Annotated in this window: 23 protein-coding genes; 10 read left to right on the plus strand and 13 right to left on the minus strand. The window is 65.7% G+C overall.

All coding sequences use genetic code 11. The annotated features are described in order from the left end of the window. Positions 1-2 precede the first annotated feature (2 nt). Together AC1DJT_RS14205 and AC1DJT_RS14210 are read right to left on the minus strand one after the other, a co-directional pair. Positions 3-2,204: an esterase-like activity of phytase family protein gene (locus AC1DJT_RS14205; protein WP_476767578.1), complete on the minus strand. Its 2,202-nt coding sequence runs from the start codon at positions 2,202-2,204 to the stop codon at positions 3-5. 217 nt (positions 2,205-2,421) lie between these two features. Further along, on the minus strand, positions 2,422-2,829 hold the full coding sequence (locus AC1DJT_RS14210; RefSeq protein WP_476767579.1) for a hypothetical protein: 408 nt from the start codon (positions 2,827-2,829) through the stop codon (positions 2,422-2,424). A gap of 142 nt (positions 2,830-2,971) precedes the next feature. On the opposite strand from AC1DJT_RS14210, the gene AC1DJT_RS14215 reads away from it, so the two are divergent. Both AC1DJT_RS14215 and AC1DJT_RS14220 read left to right on the plus strand, forming a co-directional pair. Then, the gene (locus tag AC1DJT_RS14215; RefSeq protein ID WP_441506356.1) at positions 2,972-3,808 is read left to right on the plus strand and encodes a helix-turn-helix domain-containing protein; all 837 of its coding nucleotides are present in this window, start codon (positions 2,972-2,974) and stop codon (positions 3,806-3,808) included. Between the two features lie 89 nt (positions 3,809-3,897). Beyond that, positions 3,898-4,089: a CsbD family protein gene (locus AC1DJT_RS14220; RefSeq protein ID WP_043234134.1), complete on the plus strand. Its 192-nt coding sequence runs from the start codon at positions 3,898-3,900 to the stop codon at positions 4,087-4,089. A gap of 75 nt (positions 4,090-4,164) precedes the next feature. On the opposite strand, the gene dnaJ is transcribed toward AC1DJT_RS14220, so the two are convergent. Together dnaJ and dnaK are read right to left on the minus strand one after the other, a co-directional pair. Beyond that, entirely contained in the window at positions 4,165-5,304 is a 1,140-nt protein-coding gene (gene dnaJ, locus AC1DJT_RS14225) for a molecular chaperone DnaJ (RefSeq protein WP_441506357.1), read from the minus strand. Between the two features lie 153 nt (positions 5,305-5,457). Next, positions 5,458-7,383, minus strand: coding sequence for a molecular chaperone DnaK (dnaK, locus tag AC1DJT_RS14230; protein WP_441490793.1), 1,926 nt, complete (start codon positions 7,381-7,383; stop codon positions 5,458-5,460). Positions 7,384-7,714: 331 nt separating this feature from the next. On the opposite strand from dnaK, the gene AC1DJT_RS14235 reads away from it, so the two are divergent. After that, positions 7,715-8,605, plus strand: coding sequence for a hypothetical protein (locus AC1DJT_RS14235; protein ID WP_441490792.1), 891 nt, complete (start codon positions 7,715-7,717; stop codon positions 8,603-8,605). A 9-nt stretch (positions 8,606-8,614) separates the two neighbouring features. Here AC1DJT_RS14235 and AC1DJT_RS14240 read toward each other — a convergent pair whose 3' ends face one another. Then, a complete protein-coding gene (locus tag AC1DJT_RS14240) occupies positions 8,615-9,082 on the minus strand; it encodes an Lrp/AsnC family transcriptional regulator (protein ID WP_441490791.1) in 468 nt (155 codons plus the stop codon). 160 nt (positions 9,083-9,242) lie between these two features. Between AC1DJT_RS14240 and AC1DJT_RS14245 the strand changes: the two genes are divergently transcribed. The 5 genes from AC1DJT_RS14245 (at position 9,243) to AC1DJT_RS14265 (ending at position 14,905) form a co-directional block, all read left to right on the plus strand. Continuing rightward, positions 9,243-10,268, plus strand: a complete 1,026-nt coding sequence (locus tag AC1DJT_RS14245; RefSeq protein ID WP_476834282.1) for an ABC transporter substrate-binding protein — start codon at positions 9,243-9,245, stop codon at positions 10,266-10,268. A 19-nt stretch (positions 10,269-10,287) separates the two neighbouring features. Beyond that, on the plus strand, positions 10,288-11,040 hold the full coding sequence (locus AC1DJT_RS14250) for an ABC transporter permease (protein WP_441506359.1): 753 nt from the start codon (positions 10,288-10,290) through the stop codon (positions 11,038-11,040). Beyond that, complete coding sequence (locus AC1DJT_RS14255) at positions 11,028-11,792, plus strand: ABC transporter ATP-binding protein (protein ID WP_476767582.1); 765 nt, start codon at positions 11,028-11,030, stop codon at positions 11,790-11,792. Before AC1DJT_RS14250 ends, AC1DJT_RS14255 begins: the two co-directional genes overlap by 13 nt. Positions 11,793-12,072: 280 nt before the next feature. Continuing rightward, positions 12,073-14,244, plus strand: a complete 2,172-nt coding sequence (locus AC1DJT_RS14260) for a protein-disulfide reductase DsbD family protein (protein WP_476767583.1) — start codon at positions 12,073-12,075, stop codon at positions 14,242-14,244. Between the two features lie 22 nt (positions 14,245-14,266). Continuing rightward, positions 14,267-14,905, plus strand: coding sequence for a redoxin domain-containing protein (locus AC1DJT_RS14265; protein ID WP_441506362.1), 639 nt, complete (start codon positions 14,267-14,269; stop codon positions 14,903-14,905). A 142-nt stretch (positions 14,906-15,047) separates the two neighbouring features. On the opposite strand, the gene AC1DJT_RS14270 is transcribed toward AC1DJT_RS14265, so the two are convergent. From AC1DJT_RS14270 to AC1DJT_RS14285, 4 genes are all read right to left on the minus strand, one after another. Further along, complete coding sequence (locus AC1DJT_RS14270; RefSeq protein WP_441506363.1) at positions 15,048-15,929, minus strand: formylglycine-generating enzyme family protein; 882 nt, start codon at positions 15,927-15,929, stop codon at positions 15,048-15,050. Positions 15,930-15,979: 50 nt separating this feature from the next. Further along, the gene (nirK, locus tag AC1DJT_RS14275) at positions 15,980-17,110 is read right to left on the minus strand and encodes a copper-containing nitrite reductase (protein ID WP_441506364.1); all 1,131 of its coding nucleotides are present in this window, start codon (positions 17,108-17,110) and stop codon (positions 15,980-15,982) included. A gap of 178 nt (positions 17,111-17,288) precedes the next feature. Next, positions 17,289-19,946, minus strand: coding sequence for an excinuclease ABC subunit UvrB (gene uvrB / locus AC1DJT_RS14280; protein WP_441506365.1), 2,658 nt, complete (start codon positions 19,944-19,946; stop codon positions 17,289-17,291). Between the two features lie 185 nt (positions 19,947-20,131). Next, entirely contained in the window at positions 20,132-20,548 is a 417-nt protein-coding gene (locus AC1DJT_RS14285) for a DUF1801 domain-containing protein (protein WP_441506366.1), read from the minus strand. A gap of 563 nt (positions 20,549-21,111) precedes the next feature. On the opposite strand from AC1DJT_RS14285, the gene greA reads away from it, so the two are divergent. Then, entirely contained in the window at positions 21,112-21,579 is a 468-nt protein-coding gene (gene greA, locus AC1DJT_RS14290) for a transcription elongation factor GreA (RefSeq protein WP_441506367.1), read from the plus strand. Between the two features lie 9 nt (positions 21,580-21,588). Here the strand turns inward: greA and AC1DJT_RS14295 are convergent, their stop codons facing one another. Continuing rightward, positions 21,589-22,806: a TIGR03862 family flavoprotein gene (locus AC1DJT_RS14295; RefSeq protein ID WP_441506368.1), complete on the minus strand. Its 1,218-nt coding sequence runs from the start codon at positions 22,804-22,806 to the stop codon at positions 21,589-21,591. Positions 22,807-22,880: 74 nt separating this feature from the next. Between AC1DJT_RS14295 and AC1DJT_RS14300 the strand changes: the two genes are divergently transcribed. Continuing rightward, positions 22,881-23,201: a YnfA family protein gene (locus AC1DJT_RS14300; protein ID WP_441506369.1), complete on the plus strand. Its 321-nt coding sequence runs from the start codon at positions 22,881-22,883 to the stop codon at positions 23,199-23,201. 119 nt (positions 23,202-23,320) lie between these two features. Here the strand turns inward: AC1DJT_RS14300 and phoB are convergent, their stop codons facing one another. From phoB to pstB, 3 genes are read right to left on the minus strand one after another with little or no spacing between them, the layout of a single operon-like run. Continuing rightward, a complete protein-coding gene (phoB, locus tag AC1DJT_RS14305) occupies positions 23,321-24,019 on the minus strand; it encodes a phosphate regulon transcriptional regulator PhoB (RefSeq protein WP_043235687.1) in 699 nt (232 codons plus the stop codon). A gap of 33 nt (positions 24,020-24,052) precedes the next feature. Next, the gene (gene phoU, locus AC1DJT_RS14310) at positions 24,053-24,772 is read right to left on the minus strand and encodes a phosphate signaling complex protein PhoU (protein WP_069878062.1); all 720 of its coding nucleotides are present in this window, start codon (positions 24,770-24,772) and stop codon (positions 24,053-24,055) included. A 48-nt stretch (positions 24,773-24,820) separates the two neighbouring features. Continuing rightward, positions 24,821-25,621, minus strand: coding sequence for a phosphate ABC transporter ATP-binding protein PstB (gene pstB, locus AC1DJT_RS14315; RefSeq protein ID WP_069878064.1), 801 nt, complete (start codon positions 25,619-25,621; stop codon positions 24,821-24,823). Positions 25,622-25,794: the final 173 nt, after the last annotated feature.

Consider the following 25,794-nt stretch of genomic DNA (forward strand, 5'->3'; position numbering starts at 1 on the left):
CCTTACCGCGAGATCTTACCGAAGGCGAAGAACTGGGTCTCGCCGGAGGAATCGTCGACACCGTCATTGTCGGTGACAACGAAGAGATTGCCAGCCTTGTCGACAGCCATGCCCTCAACCTTGTCGAGCCCATAGCCGCCAGCCTTCATCAGATCCGGCGTGAGATCGCGCAGCGGCTTCTTCTCGACGGTCGGGATGGCGGCGGCGCCGATTGCGGCCGGCGTCAGACCCTTGACCGAGAAGGTGGCCAGCGTCTTCACCGCCTTGGCGCCGAAGAGATTGTCGCGCTCGATCACGGCAAAGGTCTCGTTGCCGAGATAGGTCAACTCGGAGAGGCCCATCCAGGCACCGGCGGCCGGAGCCGTCAGCGGGTAATGCAGCACGCCCCACTGCTTGCTGGCCGGCTTGTAGGACAGGATCTTGGTCTTGCCCTTGGGATCGTCCTTCCATTCGCGCTGCACGGCAAGCCAGACGGTCTCGTCCGCGCCCTCGCCGGTCACCGTCACGCCCTCGAAGCCGAAGCGCACGGCATGCTTGTCGAGCTCTTCGGGAAGGTGGATCTCCTCCTCGATCTCACCCTTTGCGGTCGCCCGCAGCAGGATATTGCGAGTCGGCTTGTCCTTGATCTCGGGATTGCCCTCCGAAGCCAGCCAGAAGCCGCCATTGGCGCGGGTCGCGATCCCTTCCAAGTCATAGGAGGCGGGCTTGCCACCCTTGGTCACCGTCAGGCCGGCGACGATCCTGGCCGGCTTCTGCGTGGCGTCGATCTCGAGGATGCGGGACGGCGTATAGGCGCTGTCGGTCACGGCAAAGAGGCGGCCAGCTGTGCTGCCATGGGCGGCAAGTCCGGACAGCGCGCCCCAGCCGATCGGCAGACCCTCATGATCCTGCGAGACGATCGTCGGATAGGCGGCGGGGCCTTCGTTGCGCTCATAGATGGTCACTGCGGAACGGGCGCCACCCTTCTCGCCGACATCGGTCTCGGAGGCCGACACAAGGAGATTGCGCTGCGGGATGGCAAGCAGGCCTTCCGGACCGATGCCACCCGGCAGGGCCTGGAGGTAACGCGGTGCTTTCCCGGCGCCCTCGTCCTTGAAGACCAATACGAGCGAGGCGCGCTCCAGGCCGACGAAGATCAGCTTGTCATTGCCGTAGGTGCCGACCTCGATCCCTTCCGGTTCGCTGCCCTTGGCGGCCGAGCGCTTTTCCGGATAATGGCCGTGACGCATGGCGATATGGTCGACCATCGCAGCCGAATCGAACTCGATCGTGCCGTCCTTGCGGAAGATGGTGAAGCCGCGCGAGCCACCCTTCCAATCGCCTTCATTGGCGGTGACGAAGCGCTCGGTGTCGATCCAGCGCACCGCGTCCGGCTCGCGGGCGACGCCCTTGAGTTCCTCGACCGGCTTGATTTCGCCGTCGCGGGTCTTGTCGATGTTCTTCAGATCGACGGTGCCGGCGGAGAAATGGGTGACGATCTTGCCGGTCTTGGTATCGATGGTGGCGAGGTGGTTGTTCTCCTGCAACGTCACCACGGCGAGGCCGTCCTGGTTGACGTCAACGAATTCCGGTTCGGGGTCGGTCGGCTCGATGGCGGCGATGCCCGTCAGGTCGATCACCTGGCGCGAGGCGCAATCGGCGCCGCCATCCTTGATGCCGACCAGGGTCAGGTTGCCGGCGGGCAGCTGCGGCAGCGCACCCTTGTTCAGCTTCTCGTCGCGCTCGTTCTCGATTACGATGGCGAGCTTGCCCTTGTCCTTGGTCAGCGTAATCGAATCCGGCTGGCCGCCGAGCTCGCATTTGGCAACGACCTGCCGCGCCTTGAGATCGACCGTGGCAAGATGCCCGGCGGGCTCCTTGAAATTGTCGCCGGAGGTGACGACCACGACGAAGGCCTTATCGCCAAGGATCACGACCGAGGTCGGTTCGCCCTCGAGCGGAATGAAACCTGCCGGCTTCGGAGCGGAGGCCGTCGTGATGTCGATCAGGCCGAGGGCCTTCTGCTCGGCATCGGTATAGGCCAGGAGCGTTCCCGCTTCGTTGGCCGCGATGATCTCCGACACCGTCTTCTTGGACGCGTCGCGATCGGCCGGCAGGTTGAGCGGCACGGAGAAGGTCGCGACACGGTTGAACATCGGCTCGGCCAGAGCTGTGCCGCCAAGCAGGACCGAGGCGAGAGCCGCGAGAACGAGTGAGGTGCGCATGGGGCGGTCCTGTTCCGTTGGGGCAAGAAACTGTGCAGGCCGCATCAGCTATTGAGTGCGCACGACAGTTTCGTGACGCTTTCCCCGATCGGAGCCCGCGCTCCCCCATTGGGCCGCGAACAAGACGCCCCCACCACATGATGGCTTTGCGAAAACAGCTCGACGCCCTCCGGCGGCGGCCGGAAGGCGTCGAGTTGGAGATGCCTGCCGCATGCATTCAGGCGGCGACGGCGGCGGCGGGCGAGCGCTTGAAGCCGATGATCTCGAGTTCGGTGACGATCGCGACCGCTGCAGCCTGCGCGAGCACGAAGGCGATGCCGAGCCCGGTCGGCGCAAACCATCCCGCAACCAGGATCAGGATGCTGTCGGCGATCCAGAGGAGGTTGATGCCAATCACCGCGTAGACGGCGAGCCGCGGCAGGGTCTCGCGACTGGAGAGGAGGGCCAGCAGCGCGGCGCAGGGGAGCAGCACCAGGCCGGCGCCGCGGAGGAAAGCCTCGGGGAAGCCGAGCAATCCGGTGAGCGGCGCAGCAGCGAAGGCGAGCAGCAGACCGGTGGCGGCGCAGGCAGCGGCATCGAGAGCAAGGGCATTGCGGAGGAAGCGCGAGGACTGGATCGAGGACATGGCGTGGTCTCCTGGGTGTGAGTCCGTTCCGGCGGCCGGCCCGGGCTGTTGATGTTGGAGCCATGCTGACGCTGTCGTGTCGGCCCGTCGATTAAGCGAGAGGTAATTGGAACGAACCGACAGCCCGGATAGGTTTCTCGCCATGAACAAGCATCATCAACCCACCGTCGGTCACCTCATCCGCGACTGGCGCCAGCTGCGCCGGCTGAGCCAACTCGACCTCGCGCTGGAAGCGGAGATCTCCCAGAAGCATCTCAGCTTCATCGAGAGCGGCCGCTCGGCGCCGAGTCGCGACATGGTTCTGCACCTGGCGGAGTATCTCGCCGTGCCGCTGCGCGAGCGTAACGCCCTGCTGCTGGCCGCGGGCTATGCCCCGGTCTATCTCGAACGGTCGCTGGAGGATCCGAGCTTGCAGGCAGCCAAGTCGGCGATCGATCTCGTGCTGAAGGGGCACGAGCCCTATCCGGCCGTCGCGGTCGACCGGCATTGGACGTTGCTTGCCGCGAATGCCGCGGTGACGCCTCTCCTCGGCCTTGTCGCGGATGCCGAGCTGCTGCGCCCACCCGTCAACGTGCTGAGGCTCAGCCTGCATCCGAGCGGGCTCGCACCCTTCATCGTCAATCTCGCGGAATGGCGAAGCCATCTGATCGCAAGGCTGAGGCAGCAGATCAGGGCGACGGCCGATCCGATCCTGGCCGATCTCCTCGTCGAGCTGCTGACCTATCCGGCGCCACTTCAGCCCGCTCGCAAGGGCCACGCGCCGGAACCCGAGGCGGAAGCTGCGATCGTCGTGCCGATGCAGCTGAAGGTCGGCGAGCAGGTGCTCTCCCTGATTTCGACGACAACCGTCTTCGGCACGCCGGTCGACATCACGCTGTCGGAACTGGCGCTGGAAACCTTCTTTCCGGCCGATGCGGCGACCGCCGAGGCGCTGCGGGCGATGGCAATCGCATCCGCGGACCGGTCCGGAGCAGCTTGAACTTTTCCGGGAACCTTTGCCCGTTCCAGCCGTTTCCTCAGCACAAGTCGCTGATACGACATGCGTTTTTTAACAGAGGAACAGGACCCATGGGCAGCACCGCGGACAAGATCAAGGGCATGGCCAACGAGGCCGCCGGCAACGTCAAGCAGGGCGTCGGCAAGGCGATGAACAAGCCGGGGCTTCAGGCCGAAGGGATTGCGCAGGAGCGCAAGGGCGAGGCCCAGCAGGCCGTTGGCAAAGCTAAGGATGCGGTCAAGAAAGTGATCGACAAGGCCTGATCTGCATCAGGCCGGCGATCTGAAAGGCGGGTGCCCCGGACGGGTCGCCCGCCTTTTCAATTGCGGGGCCCGCGCTCAGGCCGCGCCGCCGCTCATGCCGCCCAGGAACTCCTTGACGCGACCGAAGAAGCCGGCGGTTTCCGGGTGGGTTGCGCCTGAGCATTCGCGCTCGAATTCGAGCAGCAATTCGCGCTGACGCGCCGTCAGCTTCTGCGGCGTCTCGACCACGACCTCGATATAGAGATCCCCGACCTCGCGCGAGCGCAGCACGCTCATGCCCTTGCCCTTGAGCCGGAACTGCTTGCCGTTCTGCGTGCCCTCGGGAATCTTGACGCGTGCCTTCTCGCCCGTCAGCGTCGGGACTTCGATCTCGCCGCCGAGAGCAGCCGAGGTGAGGCCAAGCGGCACCCGGCAGAACAGATCGGCCCCGTCGCGCTGGAAGATCGCGTGCGGCTTGATCGACAGGAAGATGTAGAGGTCGCCCGCCGGCCCGCCGCGCAGGCCAGCCTCGCCCTCACCGGCAAGCCGGATGCGTGTGCCATCCTCGACGCCGGCCGGAATGTTGACCGACAGCGTGCGCTCGCGAGTGACGCGCCCGGCGCCCGAGCAGTTCTTGCAGGGGTCGTCGATGACTTCGCCGCGCCCGTTGCAGGTCGGGCAGGTGCGCTCCACCGAGAAGAAGCCCTGATTGGCGCGCACGCGGCCATGGCCGCCGCAGGTCGGGCACTGGCGCGACGTCGAGCCCGGCTTGGCGCCGGTCCCGGAGCAGGATTCGCAGGCAATCGAGGTCGGCACGCGGATCGAGGCGCTTTTGCCGGCGAAGGCGTCCTCCAGCCCGATTTCGAGATTGTAGCGGAGATCGGCACCGCGCTCGCGGCCATTGGCACCGCGCGGTCCACCGCGGCCCCGCGCATCGCCGAAGAAGGAATCGAAGATGTCCGACATGAAGTCGGAGAAATCGGCCCCGCCGCCGGCACCACCGCCGCCATTCTCGAAGGCCTGGTGGCCGTAGCGGTCATAGGCGCCGCGCTTCTGGCCGTCGGCCAGGACCTGATAGGCCTCGTTCAGCTCCTTGAACTTGGCCTCGGCCCCCTTGTCGCCGGGATGGCGATCGGGATGGCATTGCATCGCGAGCTTGCGGAAAGCACTCTTGAGCTCCGCCTCGTTAGCCGTCTTCGAGACGCCGAGGATCTCGTAGTAGTCGCGTTTGGACATCAAACAGCCACCCCTTCGTTCTTCTCGGCATCATGGCCGGGGGAACCCGGCCATGTTCGTCAGAAGAACGACATTTCCCTTGCAAGAGGCCCTTCCCGAACGAGATGGCCGGGGCGAGCCCGGCCAGGTCGTCGTGGAGAGGTCAGAGCGCGATCAGGCGCTCTTCTTCTTGTCGTTCTTGTCGTCGCTGACATCCTTGAAGTCGGCGTCGATGACGTCGTCCTTCTTGGCGTCGGCATGCTCTTCGCCGCCTTCAGCCGTGGCACCCTCGGCCTGGCTCGCCGCATACATGGCTTCACCGAGCTTCATCGAGGCCTGCATCAGGTCGGTCGTGCGCGAGGTGATCGCCTCGACATTCTCTTCGGCCAGCGCGGCCTTGAGCGCGTCCAGTGCGGTCTCGATCGCTGACTTGTCGGCGGCAGAAACCTTGTCGCCATAGTCCTTCAGCGACTTCTCGGTGGAGTGCACCAGGCTCTCGCCCTGGTTCTTGGCTTCCACCAGCTCGCGACGCTTCTTGTCCTCGGCGGCATTCGCCTCGGCGTCCTTCACCATCTTCTGGATGTCGGCCTCGGAGAGACCACCGGAAGCCTGGATGCGGATCTGCTGCTCCTTGTTGGTGGCCTTGTCCTTCGCCGTCACCGAGACGATGCCGTTGGCGTCGATGTCGAAGGTCACCTCGATCTGCGGCATGCCGCGCGGCGCCGGCGGGATGCCCATCAGGTCGAACTGGCCGAGCATCTTGTTGTCGGCAGCCATCTCGCGCTCGCCCTGGAAGACCCGGATCGTCACCGCGCCCTGGTTGTCCTCGGCGGTCGAAAAGACCTGGCTCTTCTTGGTCGGGATCGTGGTGTTGCGGTCGATCAGGCGGGTGAACACGCCGCCGAGCGTCTCGATGCCGAGCGAGAGCGGGGTCACGTCGAGCAGCAGCACGTCCTTGACGTCGCCCTGCAGCACGCCGGCCTGGATCGCGGCGCCAATGGCGACGACCTCGTCCGGATTGACGCCCTTATGCGGCTCCTTGCCGAAGAACTGCTTCACCACCTCCTGGACCTTCGGCATGCGGGTCATGCCGCCGACGAGAACGACCTCGTCGATCTGGCCCGCCGAAAGACCGGCATCCTTGAGCGCCTTGCGGCAGGGCTCGATGGTGCGCTGGATCAGATCGTCGACCAAGCTCTCGAACTTGGCGCGCGAGAGCTTGATGGCGAGGTGCTTCGGCCCGGAGGCGTCGGCAGTGATGTAGGGCAGGTTGATTTCGGTCTGCGCGGCGCTGGAAAGCTCGATCTTGGCCTTCTCGGCAGCTTCCTTCAGGCGCTGCAGGGCGAGCTTGTCCTTCTTCAGGTCGATGCCCTGCTCGCGCTTGAACTCGTCCGCAAGGTACTCGACCAGGCGCATGTCGAAGTCTTCGCCACCCAGGAAGGTGTCGCCATTGGTCGACTTCACCTCGAAGACGCCGTCGCCGATCTCGAGGATCGAGACGTCGAAGGTGCCGCCGCCGAGGTCATAGACCGCGATCGTGCCGGTGGTCTTCTTGTCCAGGCCATAGGCGAGCGCAGCCGCGGTCGGCTCGTTGATGATACGCAGCACCTCGAGGCCGGCGATGCGACCGGCATCCTTCGTGGCCTGACGCTGGGCGTCGTTGAAATAGGCGGGAACGGTGATGACCGCCTGCGTGACCGGCTGCCCGAGATAGGCCTCGGCGGTCTCCTTCATCTTGGTCAGGGTGAAGGCGGAAATCTGCGAGGGCGAATAGTCCTTGCCGTCAGCCTCGACCCAGGCATCGCCCGTCGGGGCCTTCTTGATCCGGTAAGGGACAAGATTCATGTCCTTCTTCGTCATCGGATCCTCAAAGGTCCGACCGATCAGGCGCTTGATGGCGAAGAAAGTGCGCTCCGGATTGGTGACGGCCTGACGCTTGGCCGGCTGGCCGACAAGCCGCTCGCCGTCATCGGTGATGGCGACGATGGAGGGCGTGGTGCGCGCGCCCTCGGAATTCTCGATAACCTTCGGTGTAGTGCCTTCCATCACGGCAACGCAGGAGTTCGTCGTGCCGAGGTCGATACCAATAACTTTACCCATGGACGGGATCCCTTTCGATTAGCAGATCGCCGACCGGCGACGCATTTCGCACCGCCTGCCGGCCCATGGACCGGCCCGCCCCCGCCTTACGCGGCAAACGGAACCGGCATTCCACGTTTCGCGGTCGTCAAACCGCCTCTTGGCGGCGTATATAGTGAGGGTGTTCCCGCCCTTGCAAGACACGGAGCCGGATTAAGAATCGGCAACCGCGCGCGTCACGCGGGGAGACGTCGCGGCCGCATCATTGCCAAGCAGTGTTGCGCCAATGCTCTTGCACGCGTTCGCTCGCCAATTCATGCAGAAGATTGCGTTTACCATTTCACGGCACCCGATGCTGACCAGACCCGGCCGCATAGCCCTCAAGATCTTCGCGATGCTGGCTGCAGCCGGTTCGGGTGGGCTTGCCCAGGCTCAGCCGATGCAATTGCCGGGCGCGCAACCCTTCAATCCGCCGGGCGCACATCAGGCGGCGCCCCCCGGCACGGGCGGACCGGCCAAGCCGCACACCCCGTCGATGCCGGCCATCAAGCTGCCGACCGAGGAAGGGATCATCGGCCGCGTGCTCCGGCAGAATGGCGGCGCCGGCGAAGCGGTCTTCGAGAAGACACCGACCGGCTTTGGCCTCAAGCTCAACGCTGCCGGCTTCCAGCCCGGCAACCTGACCGAGCCCTGTGCCATTTCCTTCGGCGATACGCCGCTGCCGGTGACATCGCTCGGCAAGCCGGCCGGTGTGCCACGCTACAAGCTGGAGGCCTCGGCCTGCCCGATCGTGTTCGATGTCCTGGAGGGCGCCTTTCTGGTGGTCGAGCCGGAGCAACCCTGCGTGATCGAGGCAGCCGCCTGCCGGATCGATCCGCGAGGCCTCTGGGGCCCTGATGCACGCACCCTCTCGGCGCGGGCCAAGGAGATCGAATCCGAACGCGGCAGGGCGGAGCGCGCGGTGCGCGAGGGCTTTCGCGCGCTTGCAGCCAAGGGCGATCTCAGCACGCAGCGCAGCATCGCGCGGGAACAGGCCGGGTTCACCTCCGAGCGTGAGCTGACCTGCCGTGATTTCCAGCGCGAAGGCTCGCTCGGTTTCTGCGCCGCGCGCATCACAGAGGCCAAGGCTGCCGCAATCCGTGCCCGCCTCGGCCTGCCCGAACCCAAGCCCGAACGGCCCAAGCCGGCGCGACCGGCCGTGGCCCGCCCGGTCGCGCCGGCGGTTGCCGTTCCGACCCAGTAAGCCCGACCCTTACACTTTCGGCAGGTCCGGAACCTTGTAGGCCGTGGTCGCCTTGATCCGTTCCATCGCGAAGCGGGAGGTGACGTTCTTCAGCGGAATCGTCTCGATCAGCCGCTTATAGAACCCGTCATAGGCCGCCATGTCGGCAACCACCACGCGCAGCATGTAGTCGACATCGCCGGCCATCCGGTAGAACTCCATGACCTCCGGCATCGACGCGACCATCTGCGCGAATTTTTCCAGCCAGGGACCGGAATGGTCGGCGGTCTCGATCTGGACGAAGACCGTGAGCCCGAGTCCGATCTTCTCCGGCGCCACCAGCGCGACACGCTTGGTGATGACGCCCGTCGCCTCCAGCCGCTGAATCCGCTTCCAGCAGGGGGTCTGCGAGAGGCCGACGCGATCGGCCAGCTCGGCGATCGAGATGTTCGCATCACCTTGCAGGACAGTCAGGATTTTCCGGTCGATCGCATCCATTCTCTCAGCCCATCAATTGGAGAACTAATTTCCTATTGAATTGGGAATCTAGAGAAAAATCATCTTTTCGATGCCCGCATCTTGCTTTCAGATAGAAAATCCTTTTCTCAATCTGTCAACCGGCGTTCTCGCCGGACCGATTTTCACGAAGGATGGATCGATGGATCGCCGCCAGTTTCTGCTCGCCGGCTCTTCGCTTCTCGCGAGCACTCCCCTTGCCGGCGCTGCATGGGCCCAGAGCGGCGTGACAGCCCGTGTCGGCTACATCCCGGTCATCGGCACGGCGCCCGTCTTCGTTGCCAATGGCGAAGGCTGGCTCAAGGAGGCCGGCATCAATGCCGCCTTCACGGTTTTCGAATCCGGTCCGAACATGATCCAGGCCCTGGCCTCGGGCACGATCGACCTCTATGTCGCGGGTATCGCGCCACTTGCCGTCGCCCGCTCGCGCGGCGTCGACATTCGCGTCGTGGCCGCAACTGCGATTGCCGAGAACGTCTTCGTGGCAGCTCCCGCGCTCGCCAAGTTCTTTACGTCCGGCACCGCACCGGCTGCGGCCTTCGAGGCGCATAGGGCCGCCACCGGAAAACCGGCCCGGCTTGCGACCCAGCCCGCCGGCTCGGTGCCCAACACCACCCTGCAATATTGGCTCTGGGAGGTCGCCAAGGCCGACAAGGCCGATGTCGAGGTCGTGCCCATGGGCATCGACGCGACACAGCAGGCCGTGCTCGCTGCAGCTGTCGAGGGCGCGATCGTGCGCGAGCCGGCGCTGTCGATCATCCAGACCCGCAATCCCGGCATCAAGCTGATTGCCGGCGGCGAGGAGCTGTTCCCCGGCCAGCCCGGGACCGTGGTCGCAGCATCAGGCGATTTCGTGACCAAGAATCCGGACGCCGTGCAGAAGCTGGTGACGAGCCTGGTGCGTGCCGCCGCTCTGATCGCCAAGGACCCCGACAAGGCTGCCCCGCATGTCGGCGCCGCGCTTGGCAAGGGCATCGTCGACCCGGCCCTGATCCGACAGGCGCTGACCTCGCCCGCCAGCAAGTTCCCGATCGATCCGCGCGTCATCATCGAGCCGTCGCGTGCCATGCAGGCCTATCAGGTCAAGCTCGGCTCGCTCGAGAAGGAACTGCCTTTCGACGGCCTGTTCGAGACCCAGTATTACGAGCGCGCCATCAAAACCCTCTGACAGAATCCGGCGGCTGATCTTGACCTCGCTCAGGGCTCCGGCCCTCGCCTTTGCAGGCCTCCTCGCCTTCCTGCTGCTCTGGGAGGCGATCCCTCATTTCGGGCTGGTGAACCCAGCCTTCCTGCCTGGCCCGTCTGCCTTGCCGAAGGCATTCTGGCGCGAAGTGACCTCGGGCGCGTGGTTGTCGGCGATCGGCGGCTCGCTCGGCCATTATTTCACGGGCCTCATCGTCGGCGCCGGCCTCGGCATTGCCACTGGCGTGCTCGTCGGCATGTCGCGCACCGCGGACGAAGCCACGGCCTGGGTCGTGCGCGTGCTTCGGCCGATTCCCGGCCTCGCCTGGGTGCCCTTCGCCATCATCTGGTTCGGGGTCAATCCGTCGGCGGCGGTCTTCATCATCGCCATCGGCGTGTTCTGGATCGTCTTCTTTGCGGCACAGGGCGCGATCCGCGGCGTCGATCGTGACCTGATCGAGGTCGCGGATGCGTTTGGTTTCCGATCGGCCTGGCAGCGTCTGAGCAAGATCCTGCTGCCGGCCGCAATGCCCGGCATTCTGGTCGGCGTCCGCACCGCGCTTGGCCAGGCCTGGATGGCGGTGGTCGCCGCCGAGATCTTTGGTGTCGCCGGCGTCGGGCAGCGCATGATGCAGGCCTCCAGCCTGCTCGCGACCGACATCGTGGTGATCTACATGCTGACCATGGCCGCGCTTTACGGCCTGCTCGACACCGCCTTCGTCGCTTTCCAGGGATGGGTGCTGCGATGGAAAGCATGATCGACATCAAGGCCCTGTCGCTGACCTTCACCCGCGACGGGGAAGCGACCGAGGTGCTGCACAAGCTTGACCTCCAGGTCGCGCGCGGCGAATTCCTCGCCATTGTCGGCCCATCCGGCGTCGGCAAGTCGACCCTGCTGCGCGTCATCGCCGGGCTCGCCAAACCGAGCGGCGGCGAGGTCATCTTCCATGCCAGGGACCGGACCCGCCGGCCGGTCGCGCTGGTCTTCCAGGATTCGCGCCTGCTGCCCTGGCGCAAGGTGATCTCCAATGTCGGCTTTGGGCTCGAGGGGCGGGCCTCGCGCCCTGCGCGGCTCAAGCAGGCTCAGGAGATGCTCGATCTCGTGGGGCTCGGTCAGCTCGCACAGCGCTGGCCCCACCAGCTCTCGGGCGGCCAGCGCCAACGCGTTTCGCTGGCGCGCGCGCTCGCGGTCGAGCCGGAAATCCTGCTGATGGACGAGCCCTTCTCGGCACTGGACGCACTGACGCGCGAAACCCTGCAGGACGAGCTGATCCGCGTCTGGCAAAGCACCGGCAAGACCGTGCTCTTCGTCACACACGACATCGACGAGGCTGCCTATCTCGCCGACCGCGTCGTCGTGCTCTCGGGCGCACCCGGCCAGATCATCGCCGAGCATCGGATCGCCACTCCGCGCCCGCGCCGCCGCGGGGCCGCCGCCGAGACCGAGATCGTGCGGGCCGTGCGCCGCGGACTTGGCGCCGATATCGTCGCGGATGGCGCAGCGATCTGATCGCCGGTCACACCACGTCGTGATTCCAGCCGACGCGCAGCGCAGCCTCGGACACCCTCCCGGGCGCCGGGAGCGATGATCGCGTCCGGAACGGCGGCGCTGCGCGGCTCGTCCGGAATGGTGACGCTCCCGTGCGCGGGGCGACATCATAGCGCGGGGCATCCTTGCGCCTGACGCCCGAAGAAGGCCCTGCTCACGCGCTATCACCGGCTTGTCATTGGCGCGCAGCGCCAATCTGGGGCAGGTGAGCTGAGGCCTTTACGATTTGATGACGGAAAACATGGTCGAGCGCATTACAAACGGCTTGCTGCGGCGGGGCCTTCTCATCCTCGCACTGCTCCTGCCCGGCGCCGCCCTTGCCGCCGAATCTGCTGCGGTCACCAGCCCCCGCGTCACTGCGACCCTGCTCTCCAGCCGCGACGTCGTTGCGCCCGGCGAGCGCTTCCAGGTCGCGCTCAGCCAGAAGATCGCCAAGGGCTGGCACACATACTGGGCCAATCCCGGCGATTCCGGCGAACCGACGCGGATCGAGTGGACATTGCCCGCAGGCTTCAGCGTCGGTGCGATCCAATGGCCGGCGCCGAAGGCGCTCCCGGTCGAGCCGCTCGTCAATTTCGGCTTCAGCGATGCCGTGCTGCTGCCGGTGGAGATCACCGTTCCCGAAGGCGCACAGCCGGGCGAGCGCCTTGCCCTCAAGGCGAACGCGACCTGGCTGGTCTGCGAAAAAATCTGCATCCCCGAGGAAGGCTCCTTCACGCTCGACCTCAAGGTCGGCCCGGCCCCGGTCGCCGATGAGGCGGCACAGTCGCGGATCGATGCGGCCCGCGCCGCGCTGCCGCAACCTGCCGATTTCCGGGCGAAGCTGACCCAGGACGGCGATGCGCTCGCCCTCGCGCTGCCGGGCCTCGGGCAGCCCGTCGAGGAGCTGCGCTACTTCCCGCTGCTCGAGACCTTGATCGAGCACGCAGCCCCGCAGACCGCGACGAACACTGCCGCCGGCACGGTCTTGCAACTTGCCCGCTCCAGCTCGTTCAAGGTCGGCGAGACCGAGCTCAGCGGGGTCATCACCTATCGCGAGGCCGGCGTGCCGCGCGCGCTGAGCCTGATGGCCGATGTCGAGCCTGCGCTGGTCAATTCCTCCACGGCGCCGCAAGCGGCCCAGGCCCCGGCCGTGGTGCGCGTCGCCGCAGCGCCCGAAAGCAACCTGACGCTCTGGGCCGCACTGGCCTTCGCCTTCGCCGGCGGCCTGATCCTCAACCTGATGCCCTGCGTGCTGCCGGTGCTGTTCATCAAGGCGCTCGGCTTCGCGCAGGCCGCGCAGGCGAGCCGCGCCGAGGTGCGCGAGCAGGGTCTGCTTTTCCTTTGCGGCGTCCTTACCAGCTTCATCATCCTTGCCGGCGCGGTGATCGCGCTGGCAGCGCTCGGCACCAGCATCGGCTGGGGGTTCCAGCTGCAATCGCCGCCCGTCGTGATCGTGCTGGCGGTCATCATGGTGCTGATCGGCCTCAACCTGCTCGGCGCATTCGAAATCGGCGGCTCCGTCCAGGGTGCCGGACATGGGCTTGCCTCCAGCGGCGGACGCTTGGGCGCCTTCATGACCGGGGCGCTCGCCGTCATCGTCGCGACGCCGTGCACCGCCCCCTTCATGGGCGCGGCGATGGGATATGCCGTGACGCAACCGCCGCAGATCGCGCTTGCGGTCTTCCTGGCGCTGGCGCTCGGCTTTGCCGCGCCGGTGGTCCTCCTGTCCTTCGCTCCCGGCTGGCTGCGTCTGCTGCCCAAGCCCGGCCGCTGGATGGTCATCCTCAAGCAGGCCTTTGCCTTCCCGATGTTCGCGACTGCGACCTGGCTGGTCTGGGTCGCCTCCGTCCAGGCCGGCCCCGGCGGCGTGCTTGCCGCTCTGGCTGCGATCCTCGCCGCCGGCTTCCTCGTCTGGCTGCTCGGCCTCGGCCGCAGTGCTGGCGGGCGGACCCGAGTCGCCCTGTCGGCTCTCGCCCTGTTCGTCGCCGTCAGCGCCGGGGCCTTCGTGCTGCAGAGTGCCGTTCCAAGCGCGACGGACGCAGCACGGGCCGGCGACATCGAGCCCTGGTCTCCCGAGCGCGTCGCCGCGCTGCAGGCGGAAGGGCGTCCCGTTTTCGTCAACTTCACCGCGGCCTGGTGCATCACCTGCCTTGCCAATGAGCGGGTCGCGCTGGTCCGGCAGGAGGTCAAGGACACCTTTGCCAAGCTGAACGTCGCCTATCTCAAGGCCGACTGGACCAACCGCAATGCCACCATCGCAGCCGCACTTGCCGAGCACGGCCGGGCCGGCGTGCCGCTCTACCTGTTCTATCCCGGCACGAAGGGCGCGCCGCCCGAAATCCTGCCGCAACTCCTGACGACCGACATGCTGGTCGAGGCCGCCGGCCGTGCCGCCGGCAAAGAGGCGAGGACCGCGCAGAACCGACCCTGATCCTGGGAAGACGGAGGCAGACATGACAGCTGTGACACGTCAGAGGTTCATCGCAGGCTTGGTCCTTGCGGGCCTCACCCTCGCAGCGGCCCCGGCGCTCGCGCAGAGCGGCCCGCGGATCGGTGCGCCGGCCCCCGCCTTCTCGGCGCTCGATGTCGACGGCCGGACCCGGTCGCTCCCGGAATTCGCGGGCAAGACCGTGATCCTGGAATGGACCAATCACGACTGCCCCTATGTCCGCAAACACTACAACAGCGGCACCATGCAGAGCCTGCAGCGCGATATGACGAAGGAAGGCATCGTCTGGCTGAGCGTCGTCTCCTCACCGCCGGGTGAGCAGGGCTATGTCACGGCCGCCCAGGCCAAGGGGCTGACCGCCTCGCGCAACGCCGCCCCCAGCGACCTGTTGCTCGACCCCAAGGGCACCATGGGCCGCGCCTATCGCGCGCAGACCACGCCGCATCTGTACATCATCGATGGCAAGGGCACGCTGGTCTATGCGGGCGCGATCGACGACAAGCCCTCGGCCAGCGCCGCCAGCCTGAACGGCGCCAAGAGCTATGTGCGCCAGGCAGTCGCCGAAATGAAGGCCGGCAAACCGATCTCAGAAGCCACAACCAAGGCCTATGGCTGCGCGATCAAGCTCGCCCCGCTGAACTGACAGCAGCGAGCGCCGCCTCCGCACTGTCGCGGTGCCGCCGATCCACCTATGTCGAGGTCAGCGCGGCATGGTGCCTGATCGGCCACATCGACGATCGGATCCCTGGTCCGGCCGGCGCTTAGGGCGTCTCCTTGAGCGTCGCCTATCTCGCGACCAGCTGGACCAGCCCCAAGACAAAGCTCCATCCGGGCCGGGAAACGTCGTCACGTACGAGCCGGAAGCCGAGATTGCTCGGAGGCGTGCCGGATGCGCAGCCGCCGGCGCGCGCATCGCGAACGAAATCCGCCATGTAGGCCCGATGGCGGCCCTCAACGACGCGAACCCCGCAATTGGCCAGGACAGCCGTCCTTGCCCCCGTAGCAGCGACGGCGATGCGCTGAAAACAGGTGTCGGTCCATTCCCAGACATTGCCGGCCAAATCGAGAAGGCCATTCTCGTTCGCGCCGAAACTTCCAATCGGTTGTGGCGCCTTTGCGACTGTCGTCACGCGGCTCGCGTCCCTGTCATAGATCGCAAGCGCTCGCTGGCCGGGGTCGCCGCCACTGAGGTTTTCCGGCAGGGCGTCGTCGTGGAATCGGCTCGCGGCTGCATAGGCCCACTCGCCGTCCGTCGGTAGCCGGAACGTCGCCCCCGTCTCGCGTGACAACCAGGACGCATAGGCCTGAGTATCCCGCCAGCTCACTCCGACGACGGGACGGTCAACGGCAGCAGCGTCGGTGCCCGCCATCGGGCACGCTCGGGCTTTGACGCAGCGCAGATAATCCGCGACCGTGACCTGATTTTTCATCACAGCCAGCGGCCTGTCGACAGCAACCGCCACAATCGGCGCGATGATCGGCTTCCCGTCCCGCAAGAACTCGCCGCTGGCACGGTAACGGAATGTACCGGACCGCAGTTCCACGAGCTCCGGGAACGGCGCACGTGCTGTCGCCGATCCGGTGCCATATCCCGGCGCAAGGGCCGAGATCGCGATGGGCGCCAGCGCCGCGCTGGCCAGGGCCATGAGTTTGAACGCGGACAGCATGATGCCTCCCGAGGCGGCCGTCCGACGGCCCTAGGCGGGTGATGGTCAGATCATTTATGCGCGACGTTGCTCACAATCGGTTCGGGCGCCTTTACCTGGGTCATCAGGTCATCATTCCATTGACCCTCGACCCTGAAATGGGCTGTCGCACCAAGTTCGAAGGCCTCGATCATGTTGTGGTTCACGTATCCGACAATGCCGGGCTGAAGGAATTTGGTGAGCGCCGCGCCCGCGGATCCGCCCCGAATGAACCAGGTTTCGAGATTGGTCTCGGGAGGATTCGAGAACTTGCCGGTCTCCCAGACATAGTCTCCGAACCCGCCGACCAGATGTGGACGTGTGTCGCGGCTTGCCTGGGAATGCACGATCAGCACGTTCTCACCGACCTTTGCGGGCATCGCGTTCTTGCCCGTCAGGGCTCCGACCGCGCCGTTGAACACGACGTGACTTGGCACCAGCTTTCGCATGACCTCCATCGTGTCCATGTAGGCGTCGCCATGCGTGTCGTAGTGCTTGAATTTGCCCTTCTCGTCGCGCGGAACGTAATAATCATGCTCGCCGATGTAGTAGACGCGATCGTAGTGAAGCGGCCGTCCGGCCGCATCCTTGAGGCCGTCCCGCGGCAGCACCATCACGGCGCCGCTCATGCCCGAGGTGATATGCCAGGGGGTCATGGCACCTGGGATGCAGTGATAAGCGAACACACCCGTCCGGGTGGCCTTCCAGCGCAGCACGGTCTGCTCCCCGGGGTTGATCAAGGTCAGATCGGCACCGCCTGATGCGCCCGCAGCAGCATGGAAGTCGATATTGTGCGCCATCGAGTTGGTGTCGGGATTGGCAAGCGTCACCTCGACATAATCACCCTCGTGCACGACAAAAAGCGGCCCAGGGATCGACCCGTTGAAGGTCATGGCCTGCAACGTGGTGCCCTCTTCGTCGATAACGATCTTCTTCTCCTCGACCCAGAGCCTGAACTCCATGATCCTTGGGCCCAGCTTGGTCGCCTGCTCGTGAGGATGAACGAAGGGCGGTGCGACGAACTCGACCTTCTGTCGCGGCAGATCGAGCACCTGAGCCGATGCTGGAGCGACCAGCGCCCCGGCCAGGAATGCGGCGCCCCTGAGGGCGGCACGTCGGGAGATGGTGGCCTTACCATCGGCAATCTCGAATGCCTGTCCCATGGCCATCCCCCCTTGAGCACCATTCATTCGAAAGGATACCGGCGGTGCAATCGTGGAACTACGGACCAAGGTCGAAGAGCATTCGGGCGGTAGGTCTTGCAGCCCTTTGGCCGTGGCGCTGGCGCGCCCGGAGCAGGGAACGGCAGATGCTGGACTCGGGCAGAGCCACTACGGGCAGCTATCGCCGGCCGCGTCGCTTGGCCTGTTCCCCCGCGCCCTTCGGCCGCGATTCCGGAACCGGACCCATCTCGTCCAAGTTCGGCTTGCGCGGACGCGAGACCGGTTTGGCTTCGCCGCCGCCCCAGTTATGCGGGCCCATGTCCTCATCGGTGGGTTTGCGCGCCCGTGTCGGCAGGTTCGCCGACGCGCCGTAGCTGCGCTCCCCCTTGTACTTGCCAGCCGAGGCCTCGACATCGCTCTGGCGGGCGAGCGGGTCATCGGAGATGGCGAGTTCGGTCGCCTGCAGGCGCTTGATCTCGTCGCGCAACCGGGCGGCCGTCTCGAATTCGAGATCGGCGGCAGCCTCGCGCATGCGCTTCTCGAGATCGGCCAAGGCGGCCTTGAGGTTGTGCCCGGCGATCGGCGCATCGACCAAACCCTTGTCGACCGTGACATGGTCGCGCTCGTAGACCGAGCCGAGGATGTCGCCGATGGCGCGCTTGATCGTCTGCGGCGTGATGCCATTCGCGAGGTTATAGGCCTCCTGCTTCTCGCGGCGGCGATTGGTCTCCGCCATCGCGCGCTCCATCGAGCCTGTGATGTGGTCGGCATAGAGGATGACCTTGCCGTCGACATTGCGGGCGGCGCGGCCGATGGTCTGGATCAAGGAAGTCTCGGAGCGCAGAAAGCCTTCCTTGTCGGCGTCGAGAATGGCGACGAAGCCGCATTCCGGGATGTCCAGGCCCTCGCGCAGCAGATTGATGCCGACCAGCACGTCGAAAGCGCCGAGGCGGAGATCGCGCAGAATCTCGATGCGCTCGATCGTGTCGATGTCGGAATGCATGTAGCGCACGCGCACGCCGTTCTCGTGGAGGTACTCGGTCAGGTCCTCGGCCATGCGCTTGGTCAGCACGGTGACGAGGCTGCGGTAGCCCTTCTCGGTGACCTCCTTGATCTCGTCGAGCAGGTCGGCAACCTGGTGCTTGGCGGGGCGGACCTCGACCGGAGGGTCGATCAGCCCGGTTGGACGGATGACCTGCTCGGTGAAGACACCGCCGGTGCGGTCCATCTCCCAGCCGCCGGGCGTCGCCGAGACATGCACCGATTGCGGGCGCATCGCGTCCCATTCCTCGAAGCGCAGCGGCCGGTTATCCATGCAGGACGGCAGGCGGAAGCCGTATTCGGCCAATGTCGCCTTGCGGCGGAAGTCGCCCCGGTACATGCCGCCGATCTGCGGCACGGTGACGTGGCTCTCATCGGTGAAGACCAGCGCATTGTCGGGCAGGTACTCGAACAGGGTCGGCGGCGGCTCGCCCGGCTTTCGGCCGGTGAGATAGCGCGAATAGTTCTCGATGCCGTTGCACGAACCGGTCGACTCGATCATCTCTATGTCGAAGGTGCAACGCTGGTCGAGCCGCTGCGCTTCGAGATAGCGCCCCATGCGATTGAGTTCCTCAAGGCGGGCCTTGAGCTCCTCCTTGATCGACTTGACAGCCTGGGTCAGCGTCGGGCGCGGCGTGGTGTAGTGCGAATTGCCGTAGACTTTCACGAATTCGAGGTCGGCCGTCTTTTGACCGGTGAGCGGATCGAATTCCGAGATGCTTTCGACCTCGTCGCCGAACAGGCCGATGCGCCAGGCGCGGTCCTCATAGTGGGCCGGGAACAGCTCGATGACATCGCCACGCACGCGAAAGGTGCCGCGGGCGAAATCGCCAAGCGTGCGCTTGTATTGCAGGGCGACGAGATCGGCGATGAGCTGACGCTGCTCGATGCGCTCGCCGAGTTTGATGGCGAAGGTCATCGCCGTATAGGTCTCGACCGAGCCGATGCCGTAGATGCAGGAGACGCTGGCGACGATGATGACGTCGTCGCGCTCCAGCAGCGAGCGCGTGGCCGAGTGGCGCATGCGGTCGATCTGCTCGTTGATCGAGGATTCCTTCTCGATAAACGTGTCCGAACGCGGGACGTAGGCCTCCGGCTGATAGTAGTCGTAGTAGGAGACGAAGTACTCCACCGCGTTGTCGGGGAAGAAACTCTTGAATTCACCGTAGAGCTGTGCGGCCAGCGTCTTGTTCGGGGCGAGGATCAGAGCCGGGCGCTGCGTCTCCTCGATCACCTTGGCCATCGTGAAGGTCTTGCCGGAGCCGGTAACGCCGAGCAGGACCTGGTCGCGCTCCTGCCGTGCGACGCCGTCGACGAGATCGGCGATCGCGGTCGGCTGGTCACCAGCCGGCTCGAAATCCGACTGCATGCGGAAGGCGATGCCGCCCTCGGACTTGTCCGGGCGGGCCGGGCGATGCGGCGTCCAGGGCTTGCCGGGATCGATGAAGGGGCTGCCGGACTCGAGCAGGTGCTGCAGCGAATGCGCGGTGACGGAGGCAGCGGTCTCGCCCTCGGCCTCGCCGAAGGCAGAGGCCGCGTCGCCTTTCTTCGGCTTTTTCTTCAGCTTGGTGTCGCCGGGGCGCGGCTCGCCATAACCGGCCTGCGGCTGGTCGCTGAAACCGGAGGCGCCGCCCGGGACCGCCCTGCCGCGGTTGATCGCGGGATTGAGCAGATCGGCGAGATAGCCCTCGAGCGGCTTCAACTCGGGCTTGGTGGCCTTGGAGTTCGGCGTGCGCGCGGAGGCGGGCTTTTTTGCAGGCTTAGCCTTGGCGGTCGTGTCGGAGCTTTTCGGCATGGCGGCAATATGGGGCGAAACCGGGCGGAGCGCGAGGGGTACGCCGTCGCAGCAGGCGGATAACTGACAGCAGGTGACAGGAGTACACCGTGGCAGGAGAAGCCGGATTGAAGCGGTCCCGGGGGTGGGCGCGATGCAAGTCCGGCTTTCATCGCGCGCCGGCGCATATCGAGACGGAGCGAGGCTTATCCGCGGGACTTGGTCTTGCCGCAGCCGCCGGACATGTTGAGGGTCACGGCTGCGCGAATGAGAGCCTTCAATGCCCCTTCGTCAATCGTCTCACCCTCGTGGATGTCGATGGCCCGCCTGGTGTTGCCATCCAGACTGGAATTGAAGAGGCCCGATGGGTCGTCGAGTGAGGCCCCCTTGGCAAAGGTCATTTTGACGACGCTCTTGTAGGTCTCCCCAGTGCAGATCAATCCGTCGTGGGACCACACCGGAACCCCTCGCCATTTCCACTCCTCTACCACCTCAGGATCGGCTTGCCTGATCCATACGCGGAGCTGGGAGAGCATCTTGCCTCGCCAGTCGCCCAGCTCGGTGATCCGCTCGTCGATCATCCGAGACGGGGAGTTTTCGTTCTGGGACTCGCTCTGGCTCATGATCTTCCCTTCTCTCCGGAACTCTCGCTTCTGGGATCGGGCCAACCGTCTGCTCGAGATCGCAGCGCAACCTCTCGAAGAGGCTGGGCCGGCCGGTAAACGTCTTGGAGAGCACGGTGTGTCTGCACGGATCACAACGCATAACTCTCTGGCTATTGATCTGCATTCATAATCATTGGGCTATACGTCAGTCAATCGAAGCCTGCGCGCGCAACGATCGCCGTCGGGTCTCGCAACTCAGGATCAAGGTGGCCGCGACGGACGGCCCGACGCAAGCGCGGCGCTCTTCCGGCATCGGCTGCCCCCTTGGGAACGGGACTGCGCTCGTGATCGGGGGCCAGGGGCAGCGCGCGATGGCTCTGCTCTTGATGGTGCGGCCGGACACGGGGGTGTAGACTGTTCGGGTCTTGTCTTCGGCAGTGCCTGATCCCCATCTCCAAGTGATCGCCGCTTCAGATTCCAGCATCGGGTTGGCGCTGCATCGCAAGCAGTCGTGAGGACGTAACACTGAAAGCTGTGGTCCGGTTCGCCGGATGTGCCGAGATCAATAGGAGGAGGCCAGAATGACTCGCGCCTTCGTCAAGGAAGCAGAGGAAAGAGGGACCCTGGACGAGCTGCCGGACCGGCCAGTCTCGCCTCACCCGAACCTCGTGACGCCTGAGGGGCTCGCACAGATCGAGGCCCAGCTGGCGCGCTGGCATGACGAACACGCGGCGGCGCTGGCCGGAGGCGACCGCACCGAGATCGCTCAGACGCGGCGCGAGTTCCGCTACTGGGCGGCGCGGCGCGCCAGCGCCAAGCTGGCCCCTGCGCAGGAAAGGCACGACATCGTCCGCTTCGGCTCGACAGTGACGATCCGCCGGGCCGATGGGCGCGAGCAGAACTGGCGGCTGGTCGGCGAGGACGAGGCCGATCCGGCACACGGAACGCTGCCCTATGTCGCGCCGTTGGCGAGCGCGCTGATGGGCAAGGGCATTGGCGAGAGCGTCAGCATCGGCACTGAGGCGGTCGAGATCATCGCGATCTCCTGAGGCGATCGTTCAGCTATCCGCGAGCCAGGCCTGAATCCCTGCTGCAGCTGCGACTCCGGTCGCGAAACAGGCCTGCAGCAGATAGCCGCCGGTCGGCGCCTCCCAATCCAGCATCTCGCCTGCGACAAAGGTACCGGGCAAGCGTTTCAGCATGAAGCCTTCCTCGACCTCGGCCGCGGCGACGCCACCGGCGGTGGAGATCGCCCGCTCGATCGGTCTGAGACCGGTGAGCACCAGAGGCGCGGCCTTGATCAGTGCGGCCAGCCTCTCCGCGTCTTCGGGGAGTGGCCCCTTCGCCGCTTCGCGCAGCAGCGCAATCGCGGATGGAGCAAGACCTGCAGCCTTGCGCAGATGATTGCTCAGCGTCACGCCCTTGCGACGATGCGCGAGGCGCTGGACCAGCAGTGCCGCCTCGTGATCGGGCCTCAGATCGATGGTGATGACCGCCCTGCCCTCGCGCAGGATCGTCTCGCGAATCGGGGCAGAGAGTGCATAGACCGCGCCGCCTTCCAGACCCGTCGCATCGATCATCGCCTCGCCGGGCACGGATTGGCCGCCGAAGCTCAGGACGATGCGCTTCAACGGTACTCCGGCAAAACGCTCTCGCATGGTCTGGGACCAATCGACCGTGAAACCGCCATTGGCCGGGCGCAGCGGCGCGATCGCAACGCCGCGCGCCGCCAACAAGGGTGCCCAGCCACCATCCGAACCCAGCCGTGGCCAGCTCGCACCGCCGAGCGCGAGCAGCGTCGCGTCGGGCCGCGCCTCGACATCGGCGCCATCGCGGCTCCGGAACGTCAGAGCTCCCGCTTCGCTCCAGCCGGTCCAGCGCTGCCCAGGCGCGAAGGCGACGCCGAGACCATCGAGCCGGCGCAGCCATGCCCGCAGCAGGGGCGAGGCCTTCATGGCGCGCGGGAAGACGCGGCCGCTGCTGCCGACGAACGTGTCCTGCCCGAGCGCATCGGCCCAGTCGCGCAGGGATTGTGGCGGGAAGGCGCGAATGGCCGGCTCCAGCCAGGCTTGCGCATCGCGATAGCGGGGCAGGAACCTGTCGAGCGGTTCGGAATGGGTAAGGTTCAATCCGCCGCGCCCGGCCAGCAGGAATTTGCGGGCCGGCGAGGGCATGCGATCGTAGATCGTGACGGTGTCCCCGGCTGCCGCAAGGCGCTCGGCCGCGATCAGCCCGGAGGGCCCTGCTCCAATAATGGCGACGTGATGTGTGGGCATCGGTCCGGCTTGCCGTCAGCGCGCCCTGCGGTCAAGGGTAATCCCGCCCCGAAGGCCATCGACAGGGACGAACCATGCCGACCATCGCCGCCTATTTCGGCGCAGCCATTCTCGAAATCGCCGGCTGTTTCGCGTTCTGGGGCTGGCTCCGGCTCGACAAGCCCATCTGGTGGCTCGTACCCGGACTGTTTTCGCTCGCCCTGTTCGCCTGGCTGCTGACGCTGGCGGAGAGCGAAGCCGCCGGACGGGCCTATGCCGCCTATGGCGGCGTCTACATCGTCAGTTCGCTCGCCTGGCTCTGGGCCGTGGAAGGCTTTCGCCCCGACCGCTGGGACATTATCGGTGGGCTGATCTGCCTCGCCGGCGCGGCGATTATTATCGCAGGGCCGCGCTAGGGTATCGGCCCGAAAGGTGGATTGCGGTTTTCGGGAAGGCCGATGCAACCATAGACGGTTAGATCGTCGGGCGGATTCGATATCCGGCCCGATGATCCAAGTCCCCGATGATCCAAGTCTCAGCTCCGCGCAAAGGTCTCGTCGAAGGCATAGCCGGCACCGCGCACGGTCCGCAGCGGGTCCTTGGCGTTGTCAGGAGTGATCGCCTTGCGCAGCCGGCCGACATGGACGTCGACGGTGCGCTCGTCGATATAGACGTCGCGGCCCCAGACCGCGTCGAGCAGCTGGGCCCGGGAATAGACCCGCCCCGGCGCCTGCATCAGGAATTCGAGCAGGCGGAACTCGGTCGGGCCGAGATGCAGCTCGCTGCCTGAGCGGCGGACACGGCGGGTGGTGCGGTCGAGTTCGAGATCGCCGGCGGCCAACAGGCCGGCGACATGACCCGGCTTGGCGCGGCGTAGCAACGCCTGGATGCGGGCGATCAGCTCGGGCAGCGAGAACGGCTTGACGACATAGTCGTCGGCCCCGGTGGCGAGGCCGCGCACACGCTCGGTTTCCTCGCCGCGGGCGGTGAGCATGATGATCGGCACCCGCTCGGTATCGCGACGGGTCCGCAGCCTCCGGCAGAGCTCGATGCCGGAAAGGCCCGGCAGCATCCAGTCGAGCAGCACGAGGTCCGGCGTATGATCGCGCAGATGCAGCTCGGCATCGTCGCCACGCGCGACGCTGTCGACCTCGAAGCCCTCGGCTTCGAGATTGTAGCGCAGCAACAGGGTCAGCGGCTCTTCGTCCTCAACGATCAGGATGCGTGCAGGCATGTCTCACTCGGTCCCAAAGGTGTCGGGCGCCGGTCACTCACCGGTGGCGGCGTCCAGAAGGATATTGGTCGTGTCGAGCTTCGGGCGGGCTGCGTCCAAGGCTTCGCCCGTGACGAGATAGTGGATCGTCTCGGCGATGTTGGTGGTGTGGTCGCCGATGCGCTCGACATTCTTGGCGCAGAACAGGAGATGCGTGCAGAAGGTGATGTTGCGCGGGTCTTCCATCATATAGGTGAGCAGCTCGCGGAAGAGCGAGGTATAGAGCGCGTCGATCTCATCGTCGCGGCGCCAGACCTCCATGGCCTTCTGCTCGTTGCTGACGGCGTAAGCGTCGAGCACGTCCTTGAGCTGGGCCTGAACCAGGCGGCTCATATGCTCGAGGCCGACGACCGCGCGCGACGGCGGCTGGAACTGGCCGGAGATGGCGACCGCGCGCTTGGCGATATTCTTGGCGAGATCGCCGACACGCTCGATATCGGCGGCGATGCGGATGGCGGAGATCAGCTCGCGCAGGTCGTTGGCGAGCGGCTGGCGCCGGGCGATGGTGAGCACCGCCTTCTCCTCTACCTCGCGCTGCAGATTGTCGAGGCGCTGGTCGGCGCTGATGACCTTCTGTGCCAGCCCGGTGTCGCGGCGCACCAGGGCGACTGTCGAATCGCCGAGCATGCGCTCCGACATGCCCCCCATCTCGGCCAGGCTGCGGCGGATCCCCTCGAGATCGGCATCATATGAGCGGACGATGTGATCAGTCATCGCGGCGTATCCTTTGTCGGCAAAGCAGTTGGAAGGCTGGGCGCCGGTTCAGCCGAAGCGGCCGGTGACGTAGTCCTGCGTCTGCTTCTTGTGCGGGTTCATGAAGATGGTGTTGGTGGCGTCGAATTCGATCACCTCACCGAGATACATGAAGGCGGTGTACTGCGAGATACGCGCCGCCTGCTGCATGTTGTGGGTGACGATGACGATGGTGAAGTCGGTCTTGAGCTGCTCGAGCAGGTCCTCGATCTTGCCGGTCGAGATCGGATCGAGCGCCGAGGTCGGCTCGTCGAACAGGATGACTTCCGGCTTCTGGGCAATGGTCCGCGCAATGCAGAGGCGCTGCTGCTGGCCGCCGGACAGGCCCATGCCGGAGGTCTTCAGCTTGTCCTTGACCTCGTCCCAGAGCGCGGAACGGCGCAGCGCACCCTCGACGCGGTCATCGAGCTCGGATTTCGGTGGCTTCTCGTAGAGGCGGATGCCGAATGCGACATTGTCGTAGATCGACATCGGGAAGGGCGTCGGCTTCTGGAACACCATGCCGACGCGCGAGCGCAGCTCGTTCACATCGATATCGTTGCTGATGACGTTGCGGCCGTCGAGCAGGATCTCGCCGGTGGCGCGCTGCTCGGGATAAAGCGAGTAGATCCGGTTGAAAATGCGCAGCAGGGTCGACTTGCCGCAGCCCGACGGTCCGATCAGGGCAGTGACATGGCGGTCCCGGAAGTCGAGATTGATGTTCTTCAGCGCCTTGTGCTCGCCGTAGTAGAAATCGAGGTTCTTGACCGCGATCCGGACGGGGGCCTCGGCATCAAGCGCTTGCGGGCTCAGTTCCAGCGTCGAAAGCATCGACTTGTTCCTTCAGATCGAACGCGACGAGGGTTTAAGGCCGTTCATTTGCCGCCCCGCACGATACGGCGGGCGATAAGCGAGAGGCACAGGATCGAGACGGTGATGATCAGCGAACCGGCCCAGGCGAGTTGCTGCCAGTTCTCATAGGGGGCGGAGGCGAACTGGTAGAT

The sequence above is a fragment of the Allobosea sp. 05T422_2 genome (genome assembly GCF_056396265.1).